The sequence below is a fragment of the Apolloniradiicaulis salifontis genome, from assembly GCF_053756655.1.
Genome location: NZ_CM132387.1, coordinates 205,818 through 220,185, shown reverse-complemented (window position 1 = coordinate 220,185; position 14,368 = coordinate 205,818). Strand labels below are relative to the sequence as shown.

The window sequence follows — 14,368 nt, the reverse complement described above, 5'->3', positions numbered from 1 at the left end:
GACCTTATGAATATGCGCAACATCCTGGTCTGGGCGATTTTGCTGGTGCTGCTCCTGGCGCTGTTCAACATGCTCCAGGGCCCGTCCCAGCCGCCCTCCACCAATGAAATCAACTATTCCAGTTTCATGGATCAGGTGGAGGCCGGGGAGGTGAGACAGGTCACCATCCAGGGGTCCACGATCACCGGCGAAACCGGTACGGGCAACGGTTTCCAGACCACGGTTCCCGCCGACGCCAACGTCACCGAGGCGCTGCGCCGAAACAATGTGCAGATCACGGCGCGCCCCAATGACAGCGGCGGGATGAGCCTGTTCTCCATCCTCATCAGCTGGTTCCCCATGCTGCTTCTGATCGGGGTGTGGATCTTCTTCATGCGTCAGATGCAGGGCGGCGGCAAAGGGGCGATGGGTTTCGGCAAGTCCAAGGCCAAGCTGCTCACCGAAAAGCAAGGCAAGGTGATGTTTGACGACGTCGCCGGCGTGGACGAGGCCAAGGAAGAGCTGCAGGAAGTGGTCGAGTTCCTGAAAGACCCTTCCAAATTCCAGCGTCTGGGCGGCAAGATCCCCAAGGGCGCGCTGCTGGTGGGCCCTCCGGGCACCGGTAAGACCCTGATCGCGCGGGCCGTGGCCGGCGAGGCGGGCGTCCCCTTCTTCACCATTTCCGGCTCCGACTTCGTGGAGATGTTCGTGGGCGTCGGCGCCAGCCGCGTGCGCGACATGTTCGAGCAGGCCAAGAAGAACGCGCCCTGCATCATCTTCATCGACGAGATCGATGCAGTGGGCCGCTCGCGCGGCTCCGGCATGGGCGGCGGCAATGACGAGCGCGAACAAACCCTCAACCAGCTCCTGGTGGAGATGGACGGCTTTGAAGCCAATGAAGGCATCATCATCATCGCGGCCACCAACCGGGCCGACGTTCTCGACAAGGCGCTGCTGCGTCCGGGCCGTTTCGACCGCCAGGTGACCGTGGGCAATCCCGATGTGACCGGCCGGGAGAAGATCCTGAAAGTGCACATGCGCGACGTGCCCCTGGCCGATGATGTGGAGCCCCATGTCATCGCACGCGGCACGCCGGGCTTCTCCGGCGCGGATCTGGCCAATCTTGTGAACGAGGCCGCCCTCATGGCCGCCCGGCGCAACAAGCGCGTCGTGGCCATGGCCGAGTTTGAAGACGCCAAGGACAAGGTGATGATGGGCCCGGAGCGCCGCTCCATGGTGCTCACCGAGGACCAGAAGGAAAAGACCGCTTATCACGAGGCCGGTCACGCCGTCGTGGGCCTGAACCTTCCCCTGTGCGATCCTGTCTACAAGGCCACGATCATCCCGCGCGGCGGCGCGTTGGGCATGGTGGTGTCCCTGCCCGAGATGGACCGCCTGAACTGGCACAAGGACGAGTGTGAGCAGAAGCTCACCATGACCATGGCCGGCAAGGCCGCCGAGGTGATGAAATACGGCGCCGATCACGTGTCCAACGGCCCCGCCGGAGACATCCAGCAGGCCAGCGCGCTGGCGCGAGCCATGGTGCTTCGCTGGGGCATGTCGGACAAGGTCGGCAATATCGACTACGCCGAAGCCCATGAAGGCTATTCCGGCCAGACGCCCGGCTTCTCGGTCTCCGCCCACACCAAGGAGCTGATCGAGGACGAAGTGCGCGGCATCATCGAAAAGGCCTATGCCCGCGCCCAGGAAATCCTGGAGGAGAAGCGCGACGAGTGGGAGACGCTGGCCCAGGGGCTTCTGGAATATGAAACCCTGACCGGCGCCGAGATCACCGACCTTCTCAAGGGCAAAAAGCCTGTGCGTGACACCTCGATCCCGCCCAAATCCGACGACAAGGCCCCGCCCGCCGGCGCGGTCCCGGTCATCGACGATGAGGACGAGGCGCCCGGCGGCCTGGCGCCGAAACCTGGCGGAGCGTAAGCGACCCACCGTCTGCAAGACAAGCCCGTCCGGAGCGCTCCGGGCGGGCTTTTTCTTTGCGCCGAAGCGATCTAACGCCAGATTTGGGCGCCAGCCCCGGGCGCGTCGAGCCGCGCCGGCGCGCTTCCCATGGCGGTGTCTTTTATTGAGGGTGAAAAGCGGTCGAGCATGGCGGATGACGCGGCCTGGCGGCGGACGGGCGCACATCGTTGAGCCCATCAGGTTCATTGCGCGTTACCCATGCAGCATGGATCGCTTGCCCGGCCTTGGGGGCGCTGGTAACCAAAAGGCATGGCTGGTTCCACGATCATTTCGCCTTCGATCCTGTCCGCCGATTTCGCCCGGCTGGGAGACGAAGTGAAAGCTGTCGATGCGGCGGGCGCCGACTGGATCCATATCGACGTGATGGACGGGCATTTCGTGCCGAACATCACCATCGGACCGGCGGTGCTCAAGGCCATCAAGCCCTGGTCGGACAAGCCCTTCGACGTGCATCTGATGATCTCGCCGGTGGACGCCTATATCGCCCAGTTCGCCGAGGCGGGCGCCGACATCATCACCGCCCACCCGGAGGCCGGACCCCACTTTCACCGCACGGTCCAGACGATTCTGGCGAACGGCGCCAAGGCCGGCGCGGCGCTCAATCCCGCGACGCCGCTCTCGGTGATCGATCACGTGCTCGACGAGCTGGATCTGGTGCTGATCATGAGCGTCAATCCGGGCTTCGGCGGTCAGAGCTTTCTTAACAGCCAGCTGCGCAAGATCGAGGCGTTGCGCCAGATGATCGACGCGCGGGGACTTGAGACCATGATCGAGGTGGATGGCGGGGTGAACCCCGAGACCGCACAGGCCTGCCGCGACGCCGGCGCCCACGCTTTGGTGGCCGGCTCTGCGGTCTTCAAGGGCGGGCCGGACGCCTACGCGTCCAATATCAAAGCCTTGCGCGGGCATTAGCGCGATGGCGGCGGGGCGCCATGTGACCATGACTGACCTTGCGGCCGCCGCCGGCCGCCGACTGCGCCGTGAAAGCTCCGACATCGCCAACGCCCTGTCGGTGTATCGCGCCGCCGCCCTGGCCGGGCGCATCCCCGACACCCTCGCCGCGCGCCCAAGGGCGCTGCGCCGCGGCGACAAGGCGCGCGGCGTGGCGATCCTGTCAGGGCGCTTCCACCTGGTGGGCGAAACTCTGGAGATCCAGCCCGGCGAAAGCGTCTGGGATCAGCCCGCCCCGTCGCGGCGCTTCGCGGTGGCGCTGCACCGCTTCGGGTGGCTGCGCGATCTCTTGAGCGTCGGTGATCCCGAAGCGGTCGCTGCGGCCCAGATGCTGGTGGATGAATGGATCGAGCGCTTTGGCGGCTGGAACTGGTTCAGCTGGGAGCCGCGGGTGCTGGAGGGGCGGCTGTCGGCCTGGCTGCTGGCTCCCGAAGCTCTGTTCGACGACGCCGAGGAAGCCGGTCCGCGCCTGCGCTCCACCATGCGTCAGGCGCGCCGCCTGTCCCGCGCCATGGGCGTCGTCGATCCGGACCGCGCGCGCCTGGACGCCGCCATCAGCCTGGCGCTGGCCGCCCTGTGCCTGGACTTGCCCAAGCCGCTCTCGGTGAAGGCGGGGGCCGCCCTGACCGAGGCGCTGGAGGCGCAGATCCTGGCCGACGGCGGCCATGTCAGCCGCTCGCCGGAAACCGCAGCGGACATCCTCATCGCCCTGGCCGAGCTGGACATGGCCGCCGGCGAGGCGGGGCTTGAACTGCCCGGCGAGGTGCGCCGCGCCATGGACCGGCTGGCGGCCTTCGTGCGGTTCTGCCGCATGCCCGGCGGCGCGCTTGTGAGCTTTCACGGAGGCGGGGAAGGTGACGGACGCGCCATCGATGCGGCGATGTCGCATCTGGGGCTTGGCCGCAAGGACAAGCCGGGCTTCAACGTCGCGCCCCATACCGGGTTTCACCGGGCCGAGGCGGGCGGTGCGGTGATCGTGCTGGACTCCGCCGGCCCGCCGCCCGGCCCCCATGCCGGGGAAAGTCACGCCAGCGCCCTGGCGTTCGAGTTCGCGGCGCCGGGCGGGCGCGTGGTGATCAATTGCGGCTGGTCGCCCGACCAGCCCACGCCCTGGCGCGAGGCGGTGCGCGCCACCGCCGCCCATTCGGTGCTGACGCTGGAGGAGACCAGCTCGGCGCGGCTGCTGCCCAAGGGCTGGCGGCGCGATCTTCTGGGGCCGTCGGTGGCCCAGGGCCCCGATCCGGTGCGCATGCGCCGCAATGAGGAGGAGCTCGGCGTCTGGCTTGAAGCCACCCATGACGGCTATCGCAAGGCGTTCGGCATGTCCCTGCGCCGGCGGATCTTCCTGGCGGTGGACGGCGGCGATCTGCGCGGCGAGGACGGGCTGTTCCGCCCGGTGGAGGACGGCGCGCCGGCTGATCCCGAAGCGCGCCTTCGCTATGCGATCCGGTTTCATCTGCACCCGGACGTGCGCGCCTCCCTGTCGCGCGATTCGCTGTCGGCGCTGCTGGTGCTGCCCAATGGCGACGGCTGGCGCTTTCGCACCGACGGCGGGCCGGTGCGCCTGGAACGCAGCGTCTATCTGGCCGCCGGCGCGCCGCCCAAACGCTCCACCCAGCTCGTCATCGTGGGCGAGGCCGAGCCCTTTGGCGGCGGCGATCGTCCGCCCAACCGGGTGCGCTGGGCGTTCCAGCGGCTTGGCCAGGTGGGCGGCGCCTAGTAGGATCGCAGACGCCTCAGACGCTTTGTGACCCGGCGCGCGCGTGCTAAGCGCGCCCGTGTTATTCTCCGCTTTCACAGTGCAGGCCTTTGATCAAATGACTGACACCTCCCTCGCGCCGGTCAGACGCGCGCTGATCTCCGTTTCCGACAAGCAGGGCCTGGCCGAGCGCGCCAGGAAGCTCAGCGAGGCCGGGGTGGAGCTGATCTCCACCGGCGGCACGCTGCAGGCCCTGCGCGATGCAGGCCTCGACGCCCGTGACGTGGCCGAGATCACCGGCTTTCCCGAGATGATGGATGGACGGGTGAAGACCCTGCATCCGCGCGTCCATGGCGGCCTTCTGGCCCGGCGCGACCGCGAGGATGATCTGGAGAGCATGGCCGAGCACGGCATTCCCGAGATCGACGTGCTGATGGTCAATCTCTACCCGTTCGAGGAGACCTCGCGGTCGGGCGCCGGCATTGACGCCTGCATCGAGAAGATCGACGTGGGCGGACCGGCGATGATCCGCGCCGCCGCCAAGAACCATAAATTCGTGGCCGTGTGCACCGACATGCGCGATCTGGACAAGGTTCTGGAGAGCATGGAGGCCCATGAAGGCGCCACCACGCTGGAGATCCGCCGCCATCTGGCCGCCAAGGCGTTCTCGCGCACCGCCGCCTATGACGCCGCCATCGCCGCGCGCCTGGACCCTGAAGTGGAGCGCCCGGCGCGCTCCTGGTTCTCGGTGGGCGGTCCACGCCTTAAGGAATTGCGCTATGGCGAGAACCCGCATCAGGACGCCGCGCTGTACCAGACCACCGAGCGCCGCCCCGGCGTCGCCTCCGCGCGCCAGGTGCAGGGCAAGTCGCTGAGCTTCAACAATCTCGCCGACGCCGACGCCGCGTTCGAGCTCGTCAGCGAGTTCGACGCCGAGGAGGCCGCCGCCTGCGCCATCATCAAGCACGCCAACCCGTGCGGCGCAGCCCGGGCCGAGGATCTGGCCACCGCCTATGAGCGCGCCTTCAACGCCGATCCGGTCAGCGCATTCGGCGGCATCGCCGCGTTCAACCGCAAGCTCGACGCGCAAACCGCCGATGCGATCACCAAGATCTTCACCGAGGTGGTGATCGCGCCGGAAGCCGATCAGGCGGCGCTGGACATCCTGTCGTCAAAGAAAAACGTCCGCGTCCTGCTCACCGGCGCCATGGCCGATCCCGGCGCGCCCGGCTGGACGGTGAAATCCGTCGCCGGCGGCCTTCTGGTGCAGGAGCGCGACGCCGGCCATGTGCGCGAGGCCGACCTGAAGATCGTCACCGAGCGCAAGCCCGACGAAGACGAGCTGGCCGATCTTCTCTTCGCCTGGCGAATCGTTAAGCACGTGAAATCCAACGCCATCGTGTTCGCCAAGGGCGGAACCACCGCCGGGATCGGCATGGGTCAGACCAGCCGCGTGGAGGCTGTGCGCCTGGCCGCGCGCAAGGCCGTGGACACCGCCAGGGAGAACGGCTGGGACGCGCCGCGCACCCACGGCTCGGCGCTGGCGTCGGACGCCTTCTTCCCCTTCGCCGACGGCCTTAAAGAGGCCATCGAGGCTGGTGCGCGCTGCGTCATTCAGCCGGGCGGTTCGGTGCGCGACGCCGAGGTGATCGAGGCGGCTGACGAAGCCGGTATCGCCATGGTGTTCACCGACATGCGCCATTTCCGGCACTGATGCGCGCGCTCGCCGTTTGCCTGGCCGCGCTCTGCCTTCAGGGCGGCGCGGCGGCCCAGGACCGGCTCGCCGATCATGTGGAGATTCGCCTTCCTGAAGACGCCGCCGGGCCGGTCCCGGCGGCGCTTTTGTTTTCCGGCTGCGGCGGCGTGCAGCCGGTTCAGACCGACTATGCTGAGACCGCGCTGGAGCAGGGCTGGGCCGCGGTGATCGTGGACAGCCACGCCGCGCGCGGGATAGGGCGCCTCGCCGCGCGCAGCCTGGTGTGCACCGGGCTTCGCCTGCGCGGTCAGGACCGGGCCGCCGACGTGTTTGAAGCCCTGCAAATCGTGCGCGCCGATCCGCGCCTTGACGCGAATCGCACCGTGCTAGCCGGTTGGAGCCATGGCGGCTGGACGGTTCTGGACGCCATGGCGCAGGTGGAGGCTGACGCCGAAACTGAAGACCAGCCCTTCGCGGGCGTGGCGGCGGCGCTTTTGATCTATCCCTATTGCGGCATGATCATCCAGGCGGACACCAGCCCCATCGGCGACCCTTTCCCTGTCACACTGCTTCTGGTGGGCAAGGATCGCATCGCCAATCCCGAAGATTGCCGGCGCCTGGCCGGGCGGCGCGAGGCTGAGGGGACCGAAATCGACATCGTCTTTGAGCCTGAGCTCACCCACGCCTTTGACGCCGCCGAGCAGCCCTGGGATCCGCGCATGGATTACGATGCGGACGGCGCGCAGCGCGCGCGAGCGCTGTTCTCAGAGATTCTCGAAGCGGCGGGCGATTAAGCGCCGGCGGCCTTGCGGTGCTCGGCCATGAGCCTGTCGGCGTTGGCGCCCAGCTCGTGGAGATAGTCCCAGGAGAAAATCCCTGAGGAATGGCCGTCGGAGAATTTCAGACGGACCGCATAGCGGCCCACCGGCTCGGCCTCGTCCACCTGCACGTCGGCCTTGCCGGTGATGATCTGCTTTTGATGCGGGGCATGGCCCTGCACTTCAGCCGAGGGGCTTTCCACGCGCAACAGTTCGAAAGGGATGGCGTAGGCCTCCCCGCTCTCGAAGGCGATGTGGAGGGCCTTCTCGGCCCGCCTGAAGGCGAGCCTTGTGGGCCAGGGGCGCTCGGCCATGGCTCAGTCGTCCAGCTGACGGGCTTCTTCGGGCAACATGATCGGCACGCCTTCACGGATCGGGAAGGCGAGCCCGGCCTGTTTGGAGACCAGCTCGCGCGCCTTGCGGTCGTAGACCAGCGGCCCGCGCGTCACCGGGCAGACCAGAATCTCCAGGAGCTTGGGATCAAGGTCGCTCGCGGTGTCCGCCGCACCGGACGCGGACCCGGTGGCGGAGTTTTCAGAGGTGTCGCTCATACGCTTTCCTTACGCCCGGCGGACAGGTCCCGTCCAGTGCCTCTGGACGTGACGCCCTTAAAGACGGCCCGAGGGATCAGCTGAATCCAGCGCCGCGTCCATATAGGCGGACAGTCGCTCGGCGCGGTCGGCCGGGGTCGGCGCGGTGAGCAGCGCCTGTTTCACATCCGCGTCAAAGGGTGCGGCCATGGCGACCTTGTCCACCACCGCGTTCAACGGCGCGCGCTCCAGCGAGTCCCAGTCCGCCTCAAGGCCCGTCAGCGCGAAGAATTTGCGCAGGCGCTCCAGGAAAGCCGCCTGCGCCTCGCCATTGGACAAAGGCTGGGGATCGAGATCGGTTTCAAAGCCGCGATAGTCGGCGCGCGCCATGCGATAAGGCGTCAGCCGGTTGAGTTCTTCCACCATGGTGAAGCGCATCACGCCCGCGACCACGATGAGATAACGCCCATCCTCGGTCTCGGAATGGGAGACGATGCGACCCGCCGTTCCGACGCGTTCCAGCGCAGGCATGTCGGGCGCGCCGCGACCTGAGGGCTGGATCATGCCCAGATAGCGAGAGCCGGCCATGGCGTCGTCGATCATGTTGAGATAACGCGGCTCGAATACGTTCAGCGGCAAGTGCTCGCCCGGCGGCAGAATGCAGCCCCGGATGGGAAACAGCGCCAATTCGCCGGGCGGTTCCACTCCTTCAGTCATCGGCTGGGTCTCTCCTCAGGCTCGATCCCTGAACCTAGTCCGCGGCGCGCCGCCAACAAGCACCCTTTAAGAGAACAGCAGCGAGGACAGGCGGCGGCGTCCGTTCTTCACCATGGGATCGGCCGGGCCGGCAGCATCAAACACGCGCAGGAGCAACTGCCGCGCGGCCGCCTCGTTCCATTCGCGATCCGCCGCGATGGAGTTCAGCAGCGCGTCGGCCGCACCGGCGCCGTCACCGGTGGCCAGGCGCGCCTTACCAAGCTGGTACTGGGCCTCGGCGTCACCCGGCGCTTTGTCAGCGGCGGCTTCAGCGTCATCAAGATCCAGCGCATCCTGAACTTCCCCGGCCAGATCCATGCTGGCCTTCACCGCCGCGACCGCGGGATGGGTCTTTTTCGGCTCGGGCACCGCATCGAGAAACTGGCGGGCCTGTTCTGCATCGCCCTGCATGAGATGAATGCGAGCCATGCCGGCGAGCGCTGCGGGCTCTTCGGGGTTCATCTGCAGCGCCTGGGCGTAGTCCTGCGCCGCGCCGCCGGAATCGCCCTGCTCAAGCGCCTGGTCGGCGCGCAGCACCAGCGCTTCGATGTCTTCGCCGGCGACCTCGCCGGACATGCGCGCGATGAAGTCCTTGATCTGGCTTTCAGGCAGCGCGCCCATGAAGCCGTCAACCGGCTGGCCGTCCTTGAAGGCGATGACCGCCGGGATCGACTGGATGCGCAACTGGCCGGCGATGCCGGGGTTTTCGTCGATATTGATCTTCACCAGCTTCACCGCGCCCTTCGCGGCGGTGACGGCGCGCTCGATGGCCGGGCCAAGCTGGCGGCACGGGCCGCACCAGGGCGCCCAGAAATCCACCAGCACCGGCACTTCGCGCGACGGCTCCACCACGTCGGCCATGAAGGACTGGTCGGTGGCGTCCTTGATCAGATCGCCCGCCGCAGCGGCGGCGTCCTGGCCTTGCGGGCTTTTCGGGGTCGAGGATTGCGGCTGGCCGTTGGCGCCGAGAATTTCCATGACAGGTCTCCGTCTCGTTTCGCCGGGATAGGTGGACGCTCGCAGTCTTGCTTGCAAGCCTTCACGCCTCAAGCACTGAAGTCGAAAATCTCCGGCTCGCGCCCCAGCGCCCGGACAAAGCTGAGGAGATCGCTGCTGGACACCGCCGTGGTGGCGTCATTTTTCAGCGGATGAAAATTCACGATTTCCTGCTCCATCAGCGCCGCGTCGAGGATGAAGCGGACGCGGCGCGCAGGATCGTTGAGGATCGCAAACGCAGTCACCGAGCCCGGCGTGACGTCCAGCGCTTGAAGCAACAGCTCCGGCTTTCCAAAGCTCAGTCGCGCGCAATCCAGGCGATGATGCAGGGTTTTGAGATCAATCGTGGTGGACTGTAGCGCGCTGATCAGGATGAGCACGCCTTTCTTGTCCTTCAAAAACAAATTTTTGGTATGCCCGCCGGGCATGTCCGCCTTGATCGCATCGCCCTCGGCCACGGTGAAGACAGGCTCATGATCCACCGTACGATGGGCGATCCCGCAAGCGTCGAGAAACGCCAGCAAATCGGCGCGCGAGGCTGGTGGTACAGGCAGGTCCGGCGGTTTGATCGGGACTGTCATAGGCCAATCGTCACCCATCGCAGGCGCCCCGGCAAGGCGCCGGCGCGCCATTGCAGCCACGTGCAGATCGCGGGCTTGCCAAACGCCGTGGAGTGCGCGATATACCCGGCCCTCGGTGAGAGCCGAGCCCTGTCACGCAGGATATGAGCGGGCGTAGCTCAGGGGTAGAGCATCACCTTGCCAAGGTGAGGGTCGTGAGTTCGAATCTCATCGCCCGCTCCATTTGTTTTATTTAAGAGCCTGATTTAGTCCCGACGCTTGTCGCCGCGCGTGCTCTACACGCCTGGCTCCCTTCGCAGACGCGCCGCGGTCAGCGACCCTTCCGTATTTCACCGAGGAAGGGAAACTTTGGTATGGCCTGATTGAAATTTCCCCACAGGCGAAAAGTTTGGTGGATTGGCCAGGATTACCGGCTATTGATAAATCATTCACCGAAGCACGTCTCCTAGGGGGGGAAGGTGTTTTGATTTTGTATGGGGGGAGCGTATGCTCAAAAAATTCCTGATCGGCGTGTCTGCGGTTTCGTTGACTGCGGTTTTCGCCACAGCTGGTTTCGCACAATCGGATGAGCAGCTGCGTCGTCAGCTGCAGGACGCGCGCGAGCGCATCCGCCAGCTGGAACAAATGGGCGGAGATGTGCCGCCGATTTCTGACGGCGGACAGTGCTATTCGCGCGTTCTTATCCCGCCTGCGCCTCGCACGGTGAGTGAGACCATCACAATCGCCGAATCGCGCACTGAAACGCGCATTATTCCGGCCGTATATGACACGGTGACCGAGCGCGTGCTCGTCGAGCCCGAGCGCACGGTTCGCCGGGTGATCCCGGCCGTAACAGAAGTGGTCACCGAGCGCGTCCTCGTTGAGCCCGAGCGTATCGAGCGGCGGGTGATCCCGGCCGAGTTCCGCACGGTCACCGAAACCGTGGTGGTGCGCGAAGCGAGCCTTGAGCCCGTGGTTCAGCCCGCCGTCTACGAAGAGTTCACCGAGCAGGTGCTGGTGCGCGAAGCGTACTTCACCTGGCAGCCCTCCGAGCCGCTCTTCCGGGCTTCCCAGTCGGACGCGCCCAACGCCGCGGCGTTCGCGCGCGCGAACTTTTCTCCGTCAGATCTTCGCGAAACTGCGACGGGTGAGATCCTCTGCCGCGTCGAGGTCCCTGCCGAATACCGCACCGTGACCCGGTCACGCCTGGTGCAGCCCGAGCGCATTGTCTATCGCACCGCCGACGGCGGCTTCTCGGACACGCCGGTCGAAATTTCCGGCGTCACCGAAACGGTGACCCGAGAGGTTGAAACCCAGCCCGAGCGCGTCGTCGAAGACGTCATTCCGGCCCGCTACGAAACCGTGACACGCACTGTGGTGTCCGAGCCTGAGCGTGTCGTTGAAGAGGTGATCCCAGCCCGGTTCGAAAACGTCAGCCGCCGTGTGCTCGTGACCCCGGCCCGCGAGGAGACCGTTACCGTTCCGCCGCAGACGCAAGAGATCACGCGGACCGTGTTTGACGGCTCCAGCAGCTTCGGCTGGCGTGAGGTTCTGTGCGAAATCAATGCAACGCCCGAGGCGATCCGGACCATCCAGGTTGCGCTGCGCGACCAGGGCTACAACCCGGGCCCGATCGACGGAATCTTTGACTCGCAGACGTACAATGCGATGGTCGCCTTCCAGGAAGCCAATAATCTTCCCACCGGCAACCTGACGCGGATGTTCGTTGAGCGGCTGGGCGTTCCCTGGGAGCCCCTGACGATCAACTTCTATGGCCAGCCGAGCTAGTCTCGAATACTGGCGTAAAATCCAAAATGGTTTTTGGGACACCGGCCTCAGTGAGGCCGGTGTCTTTTTTTTTAAGCCCCCACGCGTTTTGAATTAATCACAAATTAACCTGCTTTTTCGATCCTTGCCGCCAGCTTCCGTTAAGATTGAGAGTGGATATGGTCCTACAGGCACGCGGTCGGCGCTTATCGCTCATTGTTGCTGCGCTGGCAGGAATGATGGTTGGCGCCTGCGCCTCGGCGGACGCCTCTGAGATCGTGCAGGCCGCCCCGATTTATCGGCCGCTGAGCGACGCAGCGCCCTCAAGCACCCGGGTCCCCGATCTGATCGCCCCCTCGCAACGCAGCCAAGCGGCTGCGCCACAGCGCAGCGTCACCAGAACCCATACCGTGGCGTCCGGCGAGAATCTCTTCCGGATCGCTTTAAATAACGGGATGACGACGCAGGAGCTTGCTGCGCTGAACGGACTGTCAGCCCCCTATACCATCGTACCGGGACAGGAATTGCGGCTCGCGGCGACCACCATGGCCGCAGTCGAACAACCCGCCGCAGCTCCGGCTGCACCGCCGCCGGCCGCAACGCGCTCGGTTCGAACCACGGACCAGGGCGAGCCTCTGGGGGGCGCGCCTACCTTCCTGGGTGAGCGCGGCGTTCCCGAATTCGCTCTGCCCGTGGAAGGCCGTGTGGTGGCGCGCACCAGAAGCCTTCCCGACGGGAGCTCGGCGCCGGGCTGGACGATCTCCGTGCCGCCGCGGGCACGGGTCGCCGCAGCAGCGGCGGGGTCGGTCATGTATGTTGGAGACGGCGTGCCAGGTTTCGGCAATCTGGTTTTGATCCGGCATAACGACGCCTGGGTTACCGCCTATGGCCACAATGAAGAGATCCTGATCAGCCGCGGCGACCGCGTGTCGGCCGGGCAGACGATCGCGCGCGCGCAACGTCCACGGCGGTCCGAGAGCACCGAGGTCTATTTCGAGATTCGCAATGGCGTAACTCCGGTGGATCCGGGCCAGCTGATCCCGTCCGGCGGACTGGCGAGCCGGTCAATTGGTCGATAGACCCGGCCGCCGGCCTGGCTCGTTCAACTCGGGCTCGGGCACTTTCAGACGAGGTTTCGGCGCCGTAGCGCCCTGACTGGCGACCACTCCCCACCCATAGTATGCTGGTAAGCCTGGTGGGATGATGCCGCATGAATCTTGAGGCCGATTATCTGATCATCGGGGCGGGGGCCATGGGCCTGGCCTTCGCCGACGAGATGCTGACGCGCACTGATCGCACCATGGTGATCACCGATACGCGCGCGGCGCCCGGCGGCCACTGGAACGACGCCTATTCCTTTGTGAAGCTGCACCAGCCTTCGATCTTCTACGGGGTGGAATCCACCCCTCTGGGCCGCGACCGGATCGAGACCGCCGGTCCGAACGCCGGCTTCATGGAGCTGGCTGAAGGCCCGGAGATTCTCGCCTATTTTCACGCCCTGATGCGCGACCGGCTGCTGGCGTCGGGCCGGGTGACCTTCCTGCCGCTCACACAGGCGGCGCCCGACGGCGCCCTGCGCCATGTCTTGTCGGGTGAAACCGGCAAGGTGACGGTGCGGCGCAAGGCGGTGGACGCCAGCTGGTACACCAATCCCGTCCCGGCCACCCACACGCCCAAATTCGCCATCGCGCCGGACGCCCATCTGGTTCCGCCCAACGCCCTGCCGCGCCTGGCCGCGCGCTTTCAACGCTTCACGGTGCTGGGCGCAGGCAAGACCGGGGTGGATTCCTGTGTCTGGCTTTTGGAGAACGGCGTATCGAGCGACCGCATCCGCTGGGTCGTGCCGCGCGATCCCTGGTTCATCAACCGGCGCTACACCCAGCCCGGCGACGCGTTTTTTGAGAGCACTTTCGCAAATTCCGCCGCCCAGCGCCGGGCCATGGCAGAAGCGCGCGACGCCGCCGATCTCGCCCGGCGCATGGAGGCGTGCGGCGCCTGGCTCAGGCTGGATCCGGAAATCGAGCCCACCCTGTTTCACGCCGCCACGGTGAGCGAGGGCGAGCTCGCCTTGCTGCGCTCCATCAAAGACACGGTGCGCATGGGGCGCGTCACGGCGATTCATCCAGACCGGCTGATTCTCCACGAGGCCGATCTGCCCGCCACGCCGGACACGCTGCATGTGGACTGCACCGCGACAGCCCTGCCGGTGCGCACGCTGAAACCGGTTTTCGCGGGCGATTGCATCACCTTGCAGATGACGCGCTTTCCCATGCTGCCGTTCAGCGCGGCGCTGGCCGCCTTCCTGGAGGCGACTTTCGAGACCGATGAAGAGATGAACGCCTTCACGACCCCCTTGCCGCTTACCGACGACATTTCAGACTATGTCCGCGGCCTGCCCGCCGACATGGCCAACCGCCATGCCTGCTCGAAACATCGCGACGTTCGGGCCTGGGTCGCGAGCTCGCGCCTGGACGGCTACACCAAAATCGTCCGCGAAACCGACCCCGCCGACGCCGCCCGCCAGTCGGTGATCAAGGACCTTGGCGAGGCCAGCGTGGCGGCCGCGAAGAACCTGCCACGCCTTCTCTCAAGTCTTTGATATTTTGTGCGTTCAGGGGTCTTTTCAGAGCCTT

Annotated in this window: 13 protein-coding genes and 1 tRNA gene; 9 read left to right on the top strand and 5 right to left on the bottom strand. The window is 66.1% G+C overall.

Annotated elements, in window-relative coordinates; translation table 11 throughout:
* Positions 1 to 6 precede the first annotated feature (6 nt).
* The 5 genes from ftsH (at position 7) to ACWCOP_RS01015 (ending at position 7,102) form a co-directional block, all read left to right on the top strand.
* Positions 7 to 1,920 carry an ATP-dependent zinc metalloprotease FtsH gene (ftsH, locus tag ACWCOP_RS01035; protein WP_478249362.1) on the top strand — a complete coding sequence of 638 codons (1,914 nt, stop codon included), beginning with the start codon at positions 7 to 9 and terminating at the stop codon, positions 1,918 to 1,920.
* 291 nt (positions 1,921 to 2,211) lie between these two features.
* A complete protein-coding gene (gene rpe / locus ACWCOP_RS01030) occupies positions 2,212 to 2,874 on the top strand; it encodes a ribulose-phosphate 3-epimerase (protein ID WP_478249361.1) in 663 nt (220 codons plus the stop codon).
* A gap of 28 nt (positions 2,875 to 2,902) precedes the next feature.
* On the top strand, positions 2,903 to 4,633 hold the full coding sequence (locus tag ACWCOP_RS01025; RefSeq protein WP_478249360.1) for a heparinase II/III family protein: 1,731 nt from the start codon (positions 2,903 to 2,905) through the stop codon (positions 4,631 to 4,633).
* A 97-nt stretch (positions 4,634 to 4,730) separates the two neighbouring features.
* Positions 4,731 to 6,326, top strand: coding sequence for a bifunctional phosphoribosylaminoimidazolecarboxamide formyltransferase/IMP cyclohydrolase (purH, locus tag ACWCOP_RS01020; protein WP_478249359.1), 1,596 nt, complete (start codon positions 4,731 to 4,733; stop codon positions 6,324 to 6,326).
* Positions 6,326 to 7,102 (top strand): dienelactone hydrolase family protein, encoded by a 777-nt coding sequence (locus ACWCOP_RS01015; RefSeq protein ID WP_478249358.1) that lies wholly within the window; start codon positions 6,326 to 6,328, stop codon positions 7,100 to 7,102. The genes purH and ACWCOP_RS01015 overlap by 1 nt, the downstream gene beginning before the upstream one ends.
* Here ACWCOP_RS01015 and ACWCOP_RS01010 read toward each other — a convergent pair.
* The 5 genes from ACWCOP_RS01010 to ACWCOP_RS00990 form a co-directional block, all read right to left on the bottom strand.
* On the bottom strand, positions 7,099 to 7,440 hold the full coding sequence (locus tag ACWCOP_RS01010; RefSeq protein WP_478249357.1) for a gamma-butyrobetaine hydroxylase family protein: 342 nt from the start codon (positions 7,438 to 7,440) through the stop codon (positions 7,099 to 7,101). The genes ACWCOP_RS01015 and ACWCOP_RS01010 overlap by 4 nt on opposite strands.
* A gap of 3 nt (positions 7,441 to 7,443) precedes the next feature.
* Entirely contained in the window at positions 7,444 to 7,677 is a 234-nt protein-coding gene (locus tag ACWCOP_RS01005; protein WP_478249355.1) for a Trm112 family protein, read from the bottom strand.
* A gap of 57 nt (positions 7,678 to 7,734) precedes the next feature.
* Positions 7,735 to 8,373, bottom strand: coding sequence for an LON peptidase substrate-binding domain-containing protein (locus tag ACWCOP_RS01000; protein ID WP_478249354.1), 639 nt, complete (start codon positions 8,371 to 8,373; stop codon positions 7,735 to 7,737).
* Positions 8,374 to 8,439: 66 nt separating this feature from the next.
* Positions 8,440 to 9,390 carry a thioredoxin gene (gene trxA, locus ACWCOP_RS00995; protein WP_478249353.1) on the bottom strand — a complete coding sequence of 317 codons (951 nt, stop codon included), beginning with the start codon at positions 9,388 to 9,390 and terminating at the stop codon, positions 8,440 to 8,442.
* A gap of 68 nt (positions 9,391 to 9,458) precedes the next feature.
* Positions 9,459 to 9,989 (bottom strand): prolyl-tRNA synthetase associated domain-containing protein, encoded by a 531-nt coding sequence (locus ACWCOP_RS00990; RefSeq protein WP_478249352.1) that lies wholly within the window; start codon positions 9,987 to 9,989, stop codon positions 9,459 to 9,461.
* 147 nt (positions 9,990 to 10,136) lie between these two features.
* Between ACWCOP_RS00990 and ACWCOP_RS00985 the strand changes: the two genes are divergently transcribed.
* The 4 genes from ACWCOP_RS00985 (at position 10,137) to ACWCOP_RS00970 (ending at position 14,334) form a co-directional block, all read left to right on the top strand.
* A tRNA-Gly gene (locus ACWCOP_RS00985) sits at positions 10,137 to 10,211 on the top strand.
* Positions 10,212 to 10,475: 264 nt separating this feature from the next.
* A complete protein-coding gene (locus ACWCOP_RS00980; protein ID WP_478249351.1) occupies positions 10,476 to 11,756 on the top strand; it encodes a peptidoglycan-binding domain-containing protein in 1,281 nt (426 codons plus the stop codon).
* A 158-nt stretch (positions 11,757 to 11,914) separates the two neighbouring features.
* A complete protein-coding gene (locus ACWCOP_RS00975) occupies positions 11,915 to 12,814 on the top strand; it encodes a peptidoglycan DD-metalloendopeptidase family protein (protein WP_478250710.1) in 900 nt (299 codons plus the stop codon).
* 131 nt (positions 12,815 to 12,945) lie between these two features.
* Positions 12,946 to 14,334, top strand: coding sequence for an NAD(P)/FAD-dependent oxidoreductase (locus tag ACWCOP_RS00970; protein ID WP_478249350.1), 1,389 nt, complete (start codon positions 12,946 to 12,948; stop codon positions 14,332 to 14,334).
* The last annotated feature ends 34 nt before the right edge of the window (positions 14,335 to 14,368 follow it).